Annotated in this window: 12 protein-coding genes; 2 read left to right on the top strand and 10 right to left on the bottom strand. The window is 59.6% G+C overall.

What is annotated here, in order from left to right; all coding sequences use genetic code 11:
• Positions 1 to 7: 7 nt before the first annotated feature.
• The 10 genes from QF043_RS23660 to yaaA form a co-directional block, all read right to left on the bottom strand.
• The gene (locus tag QF043_RS23660) at positions 8 to 1,540 is read right to left on the bottom strand and encodes an MBOAT family protein (protein WP_305457878.1); all 1,533 of its coding nucleotides are present in this window, start codon (positions 1,538 to 1,540) and stop codon (positions 8 to 10) included.
• A 227-nt stretch (positions 1,541 to 1,767) separates the two neighbouring features.
• Positions 1,768 to 2,877, bottom strand: coding sequence for a mannuronate-specific alginate lyase (locus tag QF043_RS23655; protein ID WP_307420392.1), 1,110 nt, complete (start codon positions 2,875 to 2,877; stop codon positions 1,768 to 1,770).
• A gap of 8 nt (positions 2,878 to 2,885) precedes the next feature.
• Positions 2,886 to 4,334, bottom strand: a complete 1,449-nt coding sequence (locus QF043_RS23650; protein ID WP_307421496.1) for an alginate O-acetyltransferase — start codon at positions 4,332 to 4,334, stop codon at positions 2,886 to 2,888.
• Between the two features lie 11 nt (positions 4,335 to 4,345).
• Positions 4,346 to 5,914 carry a mannuronan 5-epimerase AlgG gene (gene algG / locus QF043_RS23645; protein WP_307420391.1) on the bottom strand — a complete coding sequence of 523 codons (1,569 nt, stop codon included), beginning with the start codon at positions 5,912 to 5,914 and terminating at the stop codon, positions 4,346 to 4,348.
• Complete coding sequence (locus tag QF043_RS23640; RefSeq protein WP_307420390.1) at positions 5,914 to 7,401, bottom strand: alginate export family protein; 1,488 nt, start codon at positions 7,399 to 7,401, stop codon at positions 5,914 to 5,916. The genes algG and QF043_RS23640 overlap by 1 nt, the downstream gene beginning before the upstream one ends.
• Positions 7,398 to 8,939 (bottom strand): alginate biosynthesis TPR repeat lipoprotein AlgK, encoded by a 1,542-nt coding sequence (gene algK / locus QF043_RS23635; protein ID WP_373460726.1) that lies wholly within the window; start codon positions 8,937 to 8,939, stop codon positions 7,398 to 7,400. Before algK ends, QF043_RS23640 begins: the two co-directional genes overlap by 4 nt.
• A 9-nt stretch (positions 8,940 to 8,948) precedes the next feature.
• Complete coding sequence (locus tag QF043_RS23630) at positions 8,949 to 10,115, bottom strand: alginate biosynthesis protein Alg44 (protein WP_307420387.1); 1,167 nt, start codon at positions 10,113 to 10,115, stop codon at positions 8,949 to 8,951.
• Positions 10,116 to 10,151: 36 nt separating this feature from the next.
• Positions 10,152 to 11,633, bottom strand: a complete 1,482-nt coding sequence (gene alg8, locus QF043_RS23625; RefSeq protein WP_307420386.1) for a mannuronan synthase — start codon at positions 11,631 to 11,633, stop codon at positions 10,152 to 10,154.
• Positions 11,634 to 11,716: 83 nt separating this feature from the next.
• Complete coding sequence (locus tag QF043_RS23620) at positions 11,717 to 13,033, bottom strand: nucleotide sugar dehydrogenase (protein ID WP_056858946.1); 1,317 nt, start codon at positions 13,031 to 13,033, stop codon at positions 11,717 to 11,719.
• Positions 13,034 to 13,912: 879 nt separating this feature from the next.
• Positions 13,913 to 14,692: a peroxide stress protein YaaA gene (gene yaaA / locus QF043_RS23615; RefSeq protein ID WP_307420385.1), complete on the bottom strand. Its 780-nt coding sequence runs from the start codon at positions 14,690 to 14,692 to the stop codon at positions 13,913 to 13,915.
• 120 nt (positions 14,693 to 14,812) lie between these two features.
• On the opposite strand from yaaA, the gene QF043_RS23610 reads away from it, so the two are divergent.
• A complete protein-coding gene (locus QF043_RS23610) occupies positions 14,813 to 15,937 on the top strand; it encodes a polysaccharide deacetylase family protein (protein ID WP_307420384.1) in 1,125 nt (374 codons plus the stop codon).
• 339 nt (positions 15,938 to 16,276) lie between these two features.
• Positions 16,277 to 17,671, top strand: coding sequence for a PhoH family protein (locus tag QF043_RS23605; protein WP_012722339.1), 1,395 nt, complete (start codon positions 16,277 to 16,279; stop codon positions 17,669 to 17,671).
• Positions 17,672 to 17,839: the final 168 nt, after the last annotated feature.

Below are 17,839 nucleotides of genomic sequence, written 5' to 3'. Positions count from 1 at the left end.
GGCTCCCTCAGAATTGGAAGTAAAGGAACGGCGAGAAACTCTGCGCCGACAGTTTCAGGATCGACGCCACAAACAGCAGCAGCACCGCAGCGCGCATCGCGTAGCGTGGCCAGTCAGCGGTCCAGTAAGCCGGTTGTACGGCGGCGTCCTGGCCGACGGTGAAACCTGGCTGGTGGATGCTGTCCGGGTTGTCGCCAGGCACGGCCTTGATCAGGCTCGGGTCGGCAGGCTTGGCTTTCTCGGCAGGGCGGTTGGTGTAGAAGTCGCGCAGGCCGAAGAACGCCAGCGTTGCGTACGCCACCACCAGGGTTGCCACTTGCAGACCGGTGAGGCTGGCGCGGTTGAGTTCCGACAGCGACCATTCGCCAAAGCTGAACATCGCACCGTACATACGGCCTGCGACGTGCAGGTTCTCCGAGCGGAAGATCACCCAGCCCATCACCACCAGCAGGAAGGTAAAGGCCCAACGAACCACGTTGAAACTGCGTGGCGCGGTATTCAGGCCGATGGCTTTTTCAATCGCCAGCCACATGCCGTGCCAGGCGCCCCACACGATGTAGGTGATGTTTGCGCCGTGCCACAGGCCACCGAGCAGCATGGTCAGGAACAGGTTGCGATAGGTGGTCAGCGTGCCTTTACGGTTGCCGCCCAGGGTGATGTACAGGTAGTCACGCAGCCAGGTGGACAGGCTGATGTGCCAGCGGCGCCAGAACTCGGTGATCGACTGGCTGATGTACGGCTGCTTGAAGTTTTCCATAAAGCGGAAACCCATCATCAAGCCCAAACCGATGGCCATGTCGCTGTAGCCGGAGAAGTCGAAGTACAGTTGCGCGGTGTAGGCCAGCGCGCCGAGCCAGGCATCGCCCGTGGTGGGGTTTTGCAGGGCGAAGCAATGGTCGGCCACCACCGCCAGGGTGTCGGCGATGAAGACCTTTTTGATGAAACCCTGCATGAACCGCGTGCAGCCCTCGGAGAACTTGTCGAGGGTGTGGGTACGGTTGTTGAACTGGTCGGCCAGGTCGCGAAAGCGCAACACCGGGCCGGCAATCAGGTGCGGGAAGATCGCCACGAACGCCGCAAAATCGATGAGGTTGCGGGTTGCCGGGGTGTCGCCACGGTACACGTCGATGATGTAGCTGATGGACTCGAAGATGTAGAACGAGATGCCAATCGGCAACAGTACGTGGGTGAGGATAAACGGCTCCAGGCCCGCCGACTTCATCATCACATTGATGCTGTCGACGCCGAAGTTGGCGTACTTGAAGTAGCCGAGGATGCACAGGTCGACAGCCACGCCGAGCAACAGCCAGCGCTGTGCCGGTTTGGTGCGCACGCCGGCGGCACCGACCTTGAGGCCGATCCAGTAATTCCACAGCGTCACGGCGGCGAACAGCGCCAGGAAGTCCACTCGCCACCAGGCGTAGAACACGTAGCTGGCAATCAGCAGCAGCAGATTGCGATAGCGTTGCCCGCTCAAGTAGTACAAGCCGAGAAAGATCGGCAAGAACAGAAACAGGAACACATTGGACGAGAAAACCATCCCGATCTCTCCATGTTTAACCAACAGTCAAGGGCCAACGGCCCCCCCAAACCCCCCACGATTTCGCGGGAGGGCGGTACTACATTCCTACTGACGAAACCGGCTCAAACTGTGGGAGCGGGCTTGCTCGCGAAAGCGGTGGTTCTGTAACGGATGTGTTGACTGACACTCCGCCTTCGCGAGCAAGCCCGCTCCCACACTGGGACCCAGTTTCGTCAGTTGTTTTTTCAGGAACCTTTGTTGCCTTTTTCGTGCGTCGGGTCGTAGACCTTGGTCAGGTCACCGCCGAGGCGGAAAGTCTTGAACGGTTGCATGCCGTGCTTGCGCTCGATCACCTCCGGCGCACAGGTGTAGAGGGTGCAGAAGGGCTCAAGCCAGGCAAATTTCATGTCTTCCTTGAGATCCTTCATGTCCTGCTCTTTGCCGTTCTTCTGCTCGAAGATGTCCGGGTCTTTAACTCCGGCCAGCACCTTGTCGCCCAGGCGTTTGAGCGCGCCGTTATTTTCCTGGCGCAGGTCCACACCGTTGACCAGGGCAAAGCTGGCGATCATCGACAGCGGCGGCAGCGCGTAGTTGTGGTACGCCAGGGCGCGTTGCTGGCGCTTCAGTTCGTTGGGCAAGAAGCCCTGGGCGTCCACCTGGTTGGCGCCGACCTTGTATTCCTTCACCGCCCAATCAAACAGGTCACGACGGTTGGTGGCGATGGAAGTGGCCATCACCGACCATGCGGCCCAGTAGGAGTGGTTGTTGGTTTTATCCAGTGGCAGGTTGTCCCAGTCGCTGACGACTTGATCGGCGAGCTTGTTGAACCAGGCTTCGATCAACTGCGATTCCTGCTGATGGTTGGCCAGCGGGTGCGAGTCGGAGAACTTCAGGCGCACATAGGCCGACGCCATGCTGCCCAGCGCCCATTTGCGCATCGACTTGCCGGTGTGGTTGAAGTCCTTGGACATCAACGCATCGGCCTTGGCCCAGCTCGTAAGCCAGTTGAGTGTGCATTCCAGCTGCTCCGGGCGGCCGTCGCGCATAAACTGCATCACGCGCTTGCTGGTGTCTTTTTCCAGCTTGGTGATGTCGGCAGTGCTGTCGCGAAAGGCTTTTTCCGACTGGGTATTCAAGGTGGCGCGGGCCTTGTCCGAGCCTTCGTACTTGCTGCGAAATTGCAGCGAGCCGGTGTACGGCGCCGGCATGGCGTCGCAGTCATTCTTGAAGTCGCCGGTCTTGAACGCTTCCACCGGGGCGAAATAGCCCTGGGGTGGACGCAGAGGCGCGGCGGCGTTGACTACACCTGCGAACATCGCCAGGCCCAGCAGCGTTGGAATCAATAATTTCTGCATAAGTAACCTCACTTCCCAAGCTGGGCGGTCTGTTGACCACTCGCCGGGAACACGTTGCGTGTGCAAATTTTCGCTTCGACTTTCTGCGCAGCAGTGCCCGCTTCGGGGCCTTGCACTTCCACGGCCAGCAAGTTCTGCGAGGCCCAGTCTTCATCGGTGCGCAGTTCAAAGGCGAAACGCCCGTCTGTATCGGATGTTTCGGGTTTCTCGATCTTGATGTCCTCGTGGCGCCCGTTCATGTACCAGAGGGTGGCTTGCAAGGTTTTCACCGACGGGTCGGCGAAGCGGATATCGACCTGATGGTTGGCGTTGCGCAGGTCTTTGTTGGAGCTGTTGACCATCAACTCGTTCTTGCCGGGTTTGAGCGTGGTGCTGGCGCTCATTTGCGCAGGCTTGCCTTCGCAGCCGTTGTCGAGCAGCGCCATCATCTGGCGGTAAATGGTTTCCTGGTCGAGGCGGTACAACGGCGAGAATTCCCAGATAAGAATTTTCGGCGGGGTTTTCTGGAACTCGTCGCTGCCCAGGTACTGGATCATCGAACCTTCCAGGCCGCCGCCAGGGAAGGCGACGTTAAGGATGTCGGCACCGATTTCCTGTTCCAGGAAGCCGGCGAAGTTGTAATTCTTGCCGCTGTGGCTGGTGCCCACCAGGGTGATTTGCGGGTTACCCGAATCACCGAACAAGTCACCGTCACCGGCTTCGCCTTTAGGCTCGGTGGTGAACTGGTCCATGTACTGGATCGCGTAGCTGGTGCCGCACAGTTGCCCGGCCATGTTGTGCAGGGTGCCGGTCTTGCCCATGCGCCCGGAGCGTTTGGTTTCGAACTCGCGCTTGGGAATATCGGCAAACTCGGGCATGGCGCGCACTTTGGCGCCGACGATTTTTGCCGTGCGTTGAGCGCCGTATGGCGTCCAGTGCTGGTCACCACGGAAGTAGAAATCGTGGGCTGGCAGTTCATCGGGCAACTGTTCGTTGGTCAGCGGCGACAGGTCCGGCACCACATAACCCATCTTGGCGAAACGGCCGAGCATGCTTTTGTAATTGCCCAGCGCTTTGTCGAAATTGAACGCGGCTTTTTCTTCAGGGTTGAGCTTGTTGCGGTTCACCAGGCCACGGGTCGGCTGATAGACCACCACCAGCTCCACGCCCTTGGCCTTGAACGCATCGTGCAGTTGCTGCATGCGTTTGTAGCCCGCGGGGCTGGTGTCGAATTCGGTGCGCAAATCTTCCTGGGTACGGAACAGCCAGTCGCCCTGGGCTTGCACCAGGGTGGTGAAGTTCTGCTGGTAACGCGTGGTGTAGTTTTTTGCGTCATGGGCGGCCGGGCACAGGCTGCAGCACGGCTCGGCGGTGAACGTGGGGGCTTTGACTTCATCGGCGCGCACGCCCTGGCTGGCCGCCAGCAGGCCGAGGGTCAGACCCGAGAGGCTCAGCAGTTTGATCATGTGTGGGTGCATAAGGGTCATCCTCAGTCCTGCATTTGGGTCTGGCGTTCGACAGGGTCGATCAGCACGGCTTTCTGCTGGCGCACCAGCAGGTCGAGAATCTCTTCCTGGCGATCGCCCAGCACGCCGGCAAAGCTGATGCCGCTGGATTTGGTCGGCGCCAGCATCGATACGCGGTACAGCTCGATGCTCAATGGCGAATCAATCGACAGCGGCCCGCTGCCGTTGCCGGCCAGCTCGCCGCCGACCACGATCAACGAGACTTTCGCGTCAAACGGGTCGAGGGCGATGTCGCGGTCGGTGTCGGTCAAATCCTTGATGTGCCCGTACACGCCGGTCAGCCCGTTGGCCATGGCGGAGTTCTCGTACAGGCGAATGTTCACGCTGTTACGCACGCGGATGCCGTGGCGACGGTTGGCGATGACCTTGTTGCCCCACAACAGGTTGTCGCCGCTCTCATAGAGGGTGATGCCGTCGGTGTGGTTGCGGTAGATCTCGTTGTCGGCGATCAGGTTGTTGACGCTGTTACGGTCGATCACCAGGCCCGAGAGCTTGTTGTCGTAGCTGCGGTTGTTGAAGATGAAGCTGTCGTTGACCTCACGGGAAATGATGATGCCGTGCTTCTTTTTGGTGCCGTAGACGGTGTTGTCGGCAATGATCAGGCCGTGGGAACGGTCGTGCGGGTCGATGCCGTAGACGATGTTGTCTTTGTAGGTGTTGCCCTTGATCACAAAGCCCGTGGTCTCGTAGCAATAGAAGCCGTACCACATGTCCGAGAACTCGGAATCGATGATCCAGCCGGTCGGTTCCGCACGCTTGAGCACCTTGGCCATGTTCGGCGTGTACTGGGAAATACTCACGCCGTACGACTTACTGTTGGCGTAGCCGAAGCTGGCCATCTTGCTCTTGGAGATGTAGGTCTCGGTGCCGCCCCAGGCCAGCAGGAACGGGCGGAACTCCTTGGGCGACTTGAACAGCGCCGGGCCGTTGGTCTTTTCGTCCCAGCCGGTGATTTTGGTGTCACGTACAAACAGCTGGCCGTCGTTGATCAAGAACGAACCGGCTTGCTGGGACAGGCGCAGCTCCTGAGTCTGCTTGTCGATGTCGAGGATGCCTTTGCGCCCGACCACAATCGGCAGCTTGGCCAAAAATACCCCCGGCGAGGTTTCGCTGAGGTACTGCTTGGGCACTTTGCCGAGCAGGTCCTTGAGGTTCATGTAGCCGTCGTCGACAAAGATCGCCTGGGGAATGCCGTGCTGGCGCACCACCCATTCGGCCATCTTGTTATCGCCGCCGATAAAGTCCTTGAGCGCGTCTTCCTGCATCATGCGGCGGATGCTGACTTTGCCCGGCTTGCTGCGCACGATCTTCTTTTCCATCGCCGCCGCGGTGTAGCCAGTCAGGTCGGGCAGCGCAGGCTTGGGCATTTCCAGCGGCGCGGTCGGCGGGCTGGAAATGGTGTAGGTCTTGGCCTGTTGCAGTTCCTTGGCGATGGTCGGCGCCTTGGCCGCCGTATCGGCAAAGGCTGTGGCGCTGGCCATCAGCATTGCCGCGACGAGTAGGCTTTGAGCATTCATTGCGCAGGCTCCCATCAGAATTTCCAGATCACGTCGACAAACGCGCGGTGCATGTACGAGTCGACCTGGCTGCCGTAGGCGTCACCCGGCTTGAACACGCCTGCACGCAAACGCACGAGGGCCGAGGGTTCGTCGATTGACTGGCTGAGGGCGGCCGGCAACAGGCCCTTTTTGAAGTACTTGGTGACCACCAGGTCCATCTCCTGGCCCAGGTCTTTTTTGCCGTCTTCCAGCGGTAACGAGGTGCTGGAAAGAATCGCGCCGGTCACGTCGTCGGTGTTGTTCTGCACCGCATCGATGCCGTTGCTGCCCACCGGCTTGTTGCCGTCGACGCGCCAGAATTTGTGATAGACCAGGCTGGCGTCGTAGTCCTCGCGCAGCTGCCAGGAGCCGAACAGGCTCATGGACTGCATGTTGTTCATTTCGCCGCGAAACGCTTCGCCAAAGCGATGCACACGGGACTGGGTGCCGGTCCAGTTCGAGCGGTTGCTTTGCAGGCCGTTCTGCTCGTATTCGGCGCTGGCGCGGGAGTAGGCCGCACCGACCTGCCACTGCGGGTCGAGGCGCAGGCGCACGCCGATGTCAGTGGCCCAGCCATTCACGTCGTCGCTGCGCTTGGCCTGGGTTGGGCGGGTGCCGTCGGTGTTGAGGGCATTGACCGTGTCGCGGTTGCCTTTCATGCCCGTGACGCTGGCCCAGTAGTTGACGGTGTTTCTGTTGTTCAAGCTGTAGGCGTCGCTGTTAGCTTCGATGCCGAGCCAGGTCAGGTCGCCGTTTTCGCGCTTGTCCAACGAGTCGGTCGCCACGCCCGGTTCCGGGTAGTCGAGCTTACCGTTGTCATGGGTGTGGTGGGCGCGCAAGCCGATCCACTGGCCTGGGGTCCACTGGTAGGCGGCGTCGGCGTAGAGGTGCTGGCGGTCCTTGTCCTTGGGCGACAGCTCCTTGAGGTCGGTGCGGTATTCGCTGAAGCGTTCGGCAACGCCGACATTGGCCTTGAGCAGGGTGGTATCGAAGGTCCAGTTCAGCGCTTCGATATTGGTGTCGCGCCATTGGCCGTCGTCATTGCGCAGGCGTTGGCGACCCAGCTTGAGCAGCTCGCCCGGGTAAGGCGTGAAACCGCTGTAGCCGACCCAGAACTCGCGCATGGCCAGGTAGTTTTTCTTGGACTTGCGGTCGTTGTTGGTGGTTTGCTGATTTTCGTCATCGGCCGATTGTTGCAGGGGGTCGGTCTCGATGATGTCACTCGACACGACCGCCTGCCCCATGGCGTAGGCGCTCCACGCGCCGCTTTCGCCGTAGACCCACGGGCGCAGGTCGAGGCCGATGCCATTGACGTCGCCGCCTTTTTGCGTGCCGAGGTCGCGGTCATCTTCGGACTGTGCGGTGGCTTTGACTTCCAGGCCGAAGTTCTTGGCTTCGGTGAGCTCGGCCAGGGTCGGGCACGACCACAGCAGGGCGAAGGTCAGGCCGATACCGGCCTTGACGAATGGGTTGAGCTTCATAGGGATTCCTCGCCGTCTTCTTCTTGCAGGGCGTGCAGTTGCAGCGTGCTCTGGGCCAGGGTGCCGCGCGTGGCCAGTTCCTGTTGCACCAGGCGTTGGCCTTCGGCGCGTTGTTCTGGCGTGAGCGGAGCTTCGAGCTGCGTGGCCAGGTCATTCGCTTCTGGCGTGTCCTGGGCTTTGGCCAACTGGCTGAAGACATAGGCGTTCAATGGGTCGGGCTTGGTGCCCTTGCCCTGGGAAAACAATTGCGCGATGGCGAAGTCGGCGCTGTTCTGGCCGTTGCGTGCAGCGGTCAGCAGGTGGTCGAGGGCTTTTTGCGAGTAGACCTTGCCCAGGTAGCCACGGCGGTAGATCTGGCCGAGGTAGTAATCGGCGGCGACTTCACGGCCCACGGCTTTTTCGAAATGCGCTTCGGCGGCCTTGGCGTCTGCCGGCACCCACTTGCCTTCGTAGTAGAGCTTGCCCAGCAACAGCTCGGCGCGCGGTTGGTCGGCGGCGCGGCCGTTGTCCAGGTACTTCATCATCTGGTCGACGTCGCCCAGTTCGGGGAAGTCGTAGAGCAGTTGCGCCAGGCTGACCCAGGAGGCCGGGTAGCCGGGGGCGATTTTTTCCAGCAGGGCCTGGGCGGTTTTTTCGTCCGGCTGGCCGAGGGTCGCGTCACCCAATACGCGCGCCACGCTGTCGACACGCTGGGCGGTGACGGTGCCACGGGCGTAGCCGGCGTCGAGCTGCTTGAGCAGTTCGGCCTGTTTTTCCGGCTCGGCTTTTTTCTGATAAACCGTGGCCAGCTCGACGTAGCAGATATCAGTGGTGTTCAGCGCCGCCTTGCAGATGCGTTCCACATCATCCAGGTGCTGGTCGTAGGTGCCCTGGGTGCGATACAGCAGCACCTGGGCCAAACCTGCTTCCGGGTAACCCGCCGCCTGCCATTTGCTGATCTGCTGCTGGGCGTTCACGTTGGGGAAGCTGTGCGGGTATTGCAGGTACAGCATCGCCAGCGGGATCAGGGTGTTGCCTTCGCCATTGGCAAAGGCTTTTTTCAGCAGGCCTTCGGCTTCGTGCTGTTGGGCTTCGGTAGCGCCGGGTTTGGCCACGAGCAGGCGGCCCAGACGTGCCTGGGCACGCGGCGACGTGTCGGCGGCCGCGCGGTAAGTGGCCTCGGCCTGGCGGATTTGCTCGGGATCGCGGGTGGTGACCTGGATGTCAGCGAGGCCGACTTGGGCTTCGCTGTAGCCCAGGTCTGCCAACTGCTGGTAGTTCTGTTGGGCGGTGACGGTGTCACCACGCTTTAGAGCTTCATTGGCCAGGCGTTGGTCGGGCAGGCCGGCGCAACCGGCGAGGCTGACTGCAAGCGCCAGCAATGCGACTGTACCCAAGTGGGAACTGCTTTTGTGGCGAGGGAGCTTGCTCCCGCTGGGGTGCGCAGCGCCCCCAAAAGCGGGCTCCAGCTGCGCTGTCGAACGGGAGCAAGCTCCCTCGCCACAGTAAGCCCGCTCCCTCAGGGATTGCGGTGTTTTCAAATGAGTCATCACAGGCATGTCCTCCGCTTACAGGCCGTGAGCCATGGCTTTATCGATCAGCCAGTTCAGCGAAGGGCCACGGTCGCTGATGACTTCCACTGGGCGGCCGGCATAGGTGCTGTCCAGCGGTGCATCCGGCTTGATCTGCACGCGAATGTCGGAGGACAAGTCGGCGCTGTTCAGGCTGGTGCTGCTGACGATGGTGCCGGTGCGCAGCTGTTCTTCGTCGGCGACCTGGAAGCTCACCTGTGTACCTGGGCGTACGTCACCGAACTGGCGATAGGTAAAGCGCGCTTCCACATTGGCCTGGCTGCCGCGTGGCACCAGCTGGAAGATCACATCGCCCTTGCTGGCGTACTGGCCGTCGGCGACCAATTGCTGGGCGACCACGCAATCGCACGGCGAGGTCAGGGTGCCGGTCATTTGCTTGCCGAACAGCTCTTCAACCTTGGCCGGTTGCAATTGGTCTTCGTCCAGATGGCCCTTGAGCACATCGAGCATGCTGGTGCTGAACGTCGCCAGTGGCGCGCCTTTGGCTGCAACCGCGTCGCCTTTGAGCAGGCTCTGCACAGTGCCGTCGCGCGGCATGGTCACGTTCATGCCGGGCACGCTGACAAGGCCGGCCTGGGCGTGGCTGACGAAGTACATGCCGTACACCGACTTGAACACAAAACCGAACGCGGCGAGGCCGACAATGAAGATCCCGGCGCTGAACACCACCGCGCGCAAGCGACCGAACGCGGTCATGCCGCTGCCGCCGTCCTTGACCTTGCGCGCCTTGGTGAAGTTGTCGCGTTGCAGGGTGGCCAGCACGTCGCCCATGGTCACGATGTCGCCGGACAGGTGCGAAGTGATCAGGTGGCGCAGGGTGGAGATATCCTGGGCGTCGAGGTTCTGGAACTGGCAACCGGTGCGGCCGCTCTGGCGGTCGTAGGAGCGAATCTGCAGCTCTACATCCATCGCCAGACCGAGGTTATCGATCACGAACTGCAGGCGGCCCTTGTGCACTTCACCGACGGTCAGCGGCTGGGTGGCGGTGAACGCCAGGCCACCGGCGGACAGGTCGATCACCCGTGCTTCGGTCTGGGTGCGGTCGGTGTTGAAGAAGCGCAGCTTGGCCGGGATTTTGACCCGGGCATGTTGGCGCTGGGCTTCGGATTCGTGGACAACGTTGGCGTTTACTGGGCTGTTCATATGTTCGATTTCCTAGTTAATTCAGGCTTGGCTGGGTCAGACCATCATCAGCAACACGGCGACGAAAATGCTGCCGGCGGAGAAGGTCATGGTCCGAGACGACCAGGTGTTGAACCAACGTTGAAAGCTGGCCAAATCGCGGGTCAGTTTGGTGTCCTGGCGGGTCCAGGACTGTTGATCAAGGCGGAAGAACACGTAGATCTTCACCAGCGCGCCCATGATCTGGTTGTAATAGAGAATCACCGGGTAGGCCGGGCCGATCTTGTGGCCGGAGCACGACAGCAGCAGGGTCAGGATCAGGCGGGTGATGCCGATCCACAGCAGGTACGCGAGGATGAACGCGCCGCCGTATTTGAAGGTGGCGATGATCGCCACGGTCAGGCCGAGCAGGGAGGTCCACATCGATACGCGCTGGTCGAACAACACGATGCTGGTGAACAGGCCCAACCGACGCATACCCAGGCCCAGGGCGCGGGAGTTCTGGCGCAGGTTGTTGCCGTACCAGCGGAACATCAGTTTGCGGCTGGCCTTGATAAAGCTCTTTTCCGGTGGGTGTTCCACGGTGTGGATCGCGGCGTCCGGCACGTAGAAGGTGTCGTAGCCCAGGCGCATCAGGCTGAACCAGCTCGACTTGTCGTCACCGGTCAAAAACTTGAAGCGGCCCAGGCGCCAGTGTTGCAGCGAGTCGCTTTCCACGTCGGCGATAAAGCCCGGGTCGGTGACCACGTTGGCACGGAACACCGACATGCGCCCGGTCATGGTCAGCACGCGCTTGGACAGGGCCATGGAGCACATGTTGATGTGGCGCTGGGCGAAGCGCAGCTTGTGCCACTCGCTCATGATGTAGCCGCCGCGCACTTCGCAGAATTCGTTGGTGGTCAGGCCACCGACATTGCCGAACAGCTGAAACCACGGCACGGTCTTGCGCACTACGCCTTCGGCGAGCACGGTGTCGCCATCGATCACCGCCACCACGGCGCGGTCATCCGGCAGGTGGCGCGAGATGGCGCGGAAACCGAAGGCCAGGCCGTCGCGTTTGCCGGTGCCGGCGATGCGCACGAAGTCGAGCTTTACGCGCTCCGGCGGGTTCATGCGTTCCCACAGGCTTTTCACCAGCAGCTCATCGGACATCTCCACCAGGGAGCACACCACGGTGGTGGGGAAGCCACACTCGATGGCTTCGCGAATCACCGAGCTGTAGACCTGCGCGGTGGTCAGCGCGTCGATACGGAAGCTGGTAACCATCAGGAATACGTGGGACGGGTCTGCCGCCTTGCCCAGCTTGCGCACCTTGCGGCGCAAGTGTGGGTAGACCACGTACAGGAACAGCATGCCGCGAAAGAAATGCGTAGCACCCATCGAGTAGCGCCAGATGCCGACGGCGCCAATCAGGAAAATAAAATTCTTCGACTCGGAGTCGAACGTACTCGCCGGCAGCAGCAGGGCGAGACCCATCAGCAGGCTGAGAAAGAACAGCCAGCCGGCGGACTGTAGCATTAGGTGTTTTAACTTGGACATGAGCGTCATCCGAAGGTGAAGAAGGCTCCACGCTGCACGTGCTGGGGATCAGGACACGTGCAGCGCGAAACTTGCCGTTGCTGTTACCAGCAAATGCCTTCGGTACGGCCACTGACACTGGTGGCCTGGGACATGAAGCCCACCAAATCGATCACCTGTTTGCCGTGGGGAGCGTTGTGCGCCAGGGCACGAAATTTCTCGTCACGGTTGCCGAGGATGATCACATCGGAGTTGTTGATCACGTCGTCGAAGTCGGAGTTGAGCAGCGACGACACATGCGGGATCTTGCCTTCGATGTAGTCCTTGTTCGCACCGTGGACACGGGCGTATTCGACGTTGCTGTCGTAGATGCTCAGGTCAAAGCCCTTGCCGATCAGCATTTCCGCGAGTTCCACCAGCGGGCTTTCGCGCAGGTCGTCGGTGCCGGCCTTGAAGCTCAGGCCCAGCAAGGCGACTTTGCGTTTGTCGTGGCCGGCGACGATATCGAAGGCGTTCTGCACCTGGGATTCGTTGCTGCGCATCAGCGAGTTGAGCAGCGGCGCTTCCACGTCCAGGGTGCTGGCGCGGTAGGTGAGGGCGCGCACGTCTTTGGGCAGGCACGAACCGCCGAAGGCGAAACCCGGGCGCATGTAGTACTGGGACAGGTTGAGGGTCTTGTCCTGGCAGACCACTTCCATCACTTCACGACCATCGACGCCGACAGCCTTGGCGATGTTGCCGATCTCGTTGGCGAACGTGACCTTGGTGGCGTGCCACACGTTGCAGGTGTACTTGATCATCTCGGCGACGGCGATGTCCTTGCGGATGATCGGTGCATCGAGTTCTTCGTACAGCGACTGCAGGACATCGCCGGAGGCTTTGTCGAATTCGCCGATGACGGTCATCGGTGGCAAGTCGTAGTCGGCGATGGCAGTGGATTCACGCAGGAACTCAGGGTTCACCGCCACGCCGAAGTCGACACCGGCTTTTTTGCCGGAGCAGTCTTCCAGAATCGGGATCACGACGTTGGCCACGGTGCCTGGCAGTACGGTACTGCGCACCACGATGGTGTGACGGGTGGTTTTGTCACGCAGGACAAAACCGATCTCGCGGCATACCGCTTCGATGTAGTTGAGTTCCAGGTCGCCGTTTTTCTTGCTCGGCGTGCCCACGCAAATCATCGACAGGTCGGTATCGCGGATGGCGTCGGCGAAGTTGGTCGTGCCGCGCAGTCGACCGTTTGCGATGCCTTGGCTCAACAGTTCGCCCAGACCCGGTTCAACGATCGGCGATTTACCCGCGTTGATCAGGTCGATCTTATCCTTGGAGATGTCTACGCCGACCACTTCGTGGCCACGGGCAGACAGGCAACCGGCACAGACTGCGCCAACGTAACCCAAACCAAATATGCTGATGCGCATCGCAATTACCTCTTTGTTTAATACAGGCCATTAGATGGCTGGAGTTCATGTTTGCAAGCGTCACTGATGCCGCGAAAGTTGGGCGAATAGACGCCGACTTACCGCGTGCAGGCATGTTTAATGACGAGTGACTAATAAGTGCACCCAAGGTGTGCGCAACGTGGCCTTGTTATTGGAGCTTGCCCTCAAATGCAGCCGGCCTTCCTGGGAGAAGGGCCTGGCGTCAGTGCCTCAGGGCCTTGATAGAGGCTGATAGCCTTTAAATATCAATGCCTTGGGTTCTCTCACTGACCCATTAGGGGAAGCTTGGCCTTGGCCTTATAGTGTGTGGCAATTCATCCTTGTCGCCGCTATCAATTAATCAGTTGGCAATATGACTCCTGAGTCAAAGTTGAAATATGACAACTTTGCTACTTCCGTGGGTTGGTCATGTAAGTCATCTCTTACAGCAACAGAGAATTTCGTTACCGGTGGTATGAGCGGTGCTTTAGGGTGAAGTTCCTGGCCGCTCATCCTGTTTCCGGAAATTTCTTGAAATATTAGAAAAGATGGCACTGGTACTATATTGATAGCACTTGCTATTTGGGCGAGTGATTATGGGGAGTTGAAGAGAGGGGATAGTTTTGTGCCACTAGTGTTTGAAAAAAGTGGTGCCACTACGAAAAAAAATGACGAATGTCGAGTGAAAGATTCGTTAGGAATCTGCTTGAGTTTTTTTTTGACGCCAAATAAATGACTTTTTCGGCGTGGAATGCAGACAAAAATGTGGGAGCTGGCTTGCCTGCGATAGCGGAGTGTCAGGTAAAGAAATACTGACTGATCCACAGCTATCGCAGGCAAGCCAGCTCCCACAGTTGAACTACAGCGTGAGAGCGGGCCCTATTCCGGTGCGTGATCGCGCAGGAACACCAAATTATCCGGCTTGGACTGCTCCGCATTGAAGCGATAACCCTGCACATCAAACTGCTTCAGCTTGGCTGGGTCGTTGATGCGTTCTTCGATCACGAAACGGCTCATCATGCCCCGCGCCTTTTTGGCGTAGAAGCTGATGATCTTGTACTGGCCGTTCTTCAGGTCCTTGAACTCGGTGTTGATGATGCGTGCGTTCAGGGCCGTGCGCTTGACCGCCGAGAAGTACTCGTTGGAGGCCAGGTTGAGGAGCACGTCGTCGCCTTGTTCGGCCAGCGCTTCATTCAACCACTCACTGATGCGCGTGCCCCAGAACGCGTAGAGGTCTTTGCCGCGGGCGTTGGGCAGTTTGGTGCCCATCTCCAGGCGGTACGGCATCATCAGGTCCAGCGGGCGCAGCAGGCCGTAGAGGCCCGAGAGCATGCGCAGGTGGTCCTGGGCGTAGCTGAAGTCGGCATCGCTGAAGGTTTCGGCATTCAGGCCGGTGTACACGTCACCCTTGAATGCCAGCAGCGCCTGCTTGGCATTGGCCGGCGTGAAGGCCGGGGTCCAACTGCCGAAACGGGCGGCGTTGAGGCCACCAATTTTGTCGGAGACGTGCATCAACTCGCTGATTTGCGCCGGGCTCAGTTCGCGCAATTGTTCGATCAGTTCCTGGGAGTGGTCGAGGTATTGCGGTTGGGTAAAGCGCGGGGTGACCGGCTTTGACTCGAAGTCGAGGGTTTTGGCGGGGGAAATCACCATCAGCATGAAGTTGGCTCCTGTAATCGTGGCAGGGATTCTAGGGGGTTGAGTGGTTTGACTCCACCTATGATGGCGATAGGCACGATCCGCTATGATGGGCGGTAACTCTGGAGAGGGAGACCCTGCGTGCGCCTAGCACTTTTATTGTCAGCCTGCTTACTGTGCCTGAACGCCAGCGCTGCGCCGGTGGATGTGGCCAGCCTGGACCGCACCACCTGGCCCGAAAAGCTCAGCAGCCCGGCACTGTTCGATGTCGCCTCACGCGCCGAAATCCTGATGTTCTCCCATGGCCTGCTGGCCAGCGAAAACCAGGATGAGGCCGCGCTCAAACAACGTCTGGGCCTGAAGATCATCAACCTGGCCGCCGTCGACGACCTGCGTCGCCAGCTCTGGCAGCGCTTGCTGGAAAACTACACGGCCGCCCAGCAAAGCTGCGAAGAGGACGCCTCGTTCTGCTACCTGGTGGAAAACATGGACGACCTGCGCGAGCAGGCCGGCAAGTTCCAGGTCAGCGATAACTCCTTCTATATAGGCTGGGCCGGGCCCAGCCATAACTTCCATGAACGCTACCTGGACGAACTGCTGCGCAAAGCCGCACTGTTTCCGCAGATCAGCAGCGAAGTACTGCGTTTTGGTGACCACGAACGCAATGGCGACGAGTTGAACGACCGGCTGTTCCTGCTGACCTTCGACGGCGGCCCGGCGCCGGTCAGCGGCAATACCGACTGGCTTACCGACTACCTGCGCAAGCAGAAGATGAACGCCACGTTCTTCGCCCTTGGCAGCAGTTTGCAAACCCGCGTGGAGCGCAGTTCCAGCAGTGACGTGCAGGCGTTGTACCAAGGCCAGTGCGTGGGCACCCAGGGTTGGCAATACCGGTCCCATAGCCATTGGGTCGAGTGGCAAAGCTCAATTACCCGCAGCGCTGCGCTGGTGCAGAACCTGATGCCGGAAAACTACGTGCCGCTGTTTCGCCCGCCCTATGGCCAGCGCCGTGCCGACAGCCAGGGTTTCTTCCAATCCCAGGGTTTGCAGGTGGCGTTGTGGGACATCGACTCCCAGGATGAACCCGGCAAACTCAAGGCCGATGAATCGGCGCAGCGGGTGCTGACGTTGATGCTGTTGTGGCGCAAAGGCGTGATCGTGTTTCACGACACCCAGGACAAGGCGCGGGTGGCATTGCCGATGTTGTTGCAGGCAACGGCGCAAAGTGGCTTGGGGTGGCAGGACTGCCGGGAGGCATTTCGCTGAAGTGCCCGGCCCTGTTAGGGATGGGGGATTTCAGGGGTGATTTTGTGCGACATTTCGATGCAGGCGGACTTCCGACTTTAACGGGGTCACTGGCACTCGGCTAGTGCTATTCGTCATCCTGAAAAATAAACTTCAAAAAAGCGTCAAAGTGCTTTTTCCTGTCATGGGTTTTGCGGTATTACGAAGTCAGATCGCCGAACCCTGCAACACAGGTGGCGTCTTCCAAGACTCCTCATGTGGGCACTGCACTTGACGTCACTCAGGTGCAGTCGGTGGTCGAATCGAGGCGCAGCACCGCCCAGGTATTGCGTCGAATGGCTCCCACAAAGGTGACCGAGTATGGATGATCATGGACGTAACCCTTCTTCCGACCAGCCAATCCTTTATGTGCTTGATACCAACGTATTGATCCACGATCCAAACGCACTGCTTAACTTCGAAGAACACCACGTCGCCATCCCGATGATCGTGCTTGAGGAACTCGACAAACTCAAAAGCGGGCACCACAGCGTGGCTGCCGAATGCCGCCAGGCGATCCGCCTGATCGACAAGACCCTGGGCGAAGCCTCGCCCGAGGACGTTGAAGTCGGCGTGCCGATCCAGCGTGGCAAAAGCGGGCCGAAGGGCTTGCTGTCGATTCTGATGAGCAAACGCAGCGAGCCCAACAGCCTGTTGCCGGAAAACCTCAACGACAACAAAATCATCAACCAATTGATCGACCTGCACGCGCGCGACAAGGACCTGCGCCTGGTGCTGGTGACCAAAGACATCAATATGCGCCTCAAGGCACGAGCGTGTGGGATCGCTGCCGAGGACTACAGTACCGACCAGCTCGTCGACGACGTGTCGATGCTGTCGCGGGGTTATCACACCGTGACCGGTTCCTTCTGGGATCTGGTCAGCAAGGTCGAAACCCGTCAGGACCATGGCCGCACCTGGCACCAGGTACAGCTGATCGACAACCTGCCGGCCGTGCACATCAATGAATTCATTATCGACGAACAGGGGTTTGTGGGCTGGATCAAAGAGATCCAGGTCGACAAGCTGCTGATCCTCGACCTGCATCAGGAACCCCTGTTGCACCAGGAAGCCTGGGGCCTGAAACCGCGTGATATCTACCAGAGCCTGGCGCTGTATGCGCTGCTCGACCCGGACATTCACCTGGTCAACCTGACCGGCGCTGCGGGTTCGGGGAAAACCATCCTCGCCCTGGCGGCCGCCATCGAACAGACCATGGTGACCAAACGCTATCGCCGCATCATCGCCACTCGCAGCGTGCAGGGCCTGGACCAGGAGATCGGCTTTCTGCCCGGCACCGAAGCGGAAAAAATGGAGCCGTGGCTGGGGGCGATCACCGACAACCTCGAAGCCTTGCACATGGATGACGAAAACACCCATGGCAGCGTCGACTACATCCTCAGCAAAGTGCCGTTGCAGTTCAAATCCCTCAACTACATCCGAGGTCGCAGCTTCCAGCAAAGCCTGATTTTGATCGATGAATGCCAGAACCTCACACCGCACCAGATGAAAACCATCATCACCCGTGCCGGCGCCGGTTCCAAAGTGGTGTGCCTGGGCAACCTGGCACAGATCGACACCCCTTACCTGTCCGCGACCAGTTCCGGGCTGACTTACCTGACGGAACGCTTCAAAGACTTCCCCAACGGCGTGCACATCGCGCTGCAAGGGGTGCCACGTTCGATTCTGGCCGAGTACGCCGAATCCCATCTGTAATCGCCCATGCTGTAGTTAGTGGCTAAATGCCACAAAACACCCCGAATTTCTCGCGAAGTTCGGGGTTTTTGTTATGGGCGACATTTGTCTTCGTTAATGCGTCCTGGGTGCTTGTAGGCTTTGTAATTATTTTGTTACATTTTTTATTGCCGAAAACTATAAGAACAC

This window comes from Pseudomonas sp. W3I7, assembly GCF_030816095.1.
GTDB classification, from domain to species: Bacteria; Pseudomonadota; Gammaproteobacteria; order Pseudomonadales; family Pseudomonadaceae; genus Aquipseudomonas; species Aquipseudomonas salomonii.
This window is presented reverse-complemented; position numbering and strand designations above follow the sequence as displayed.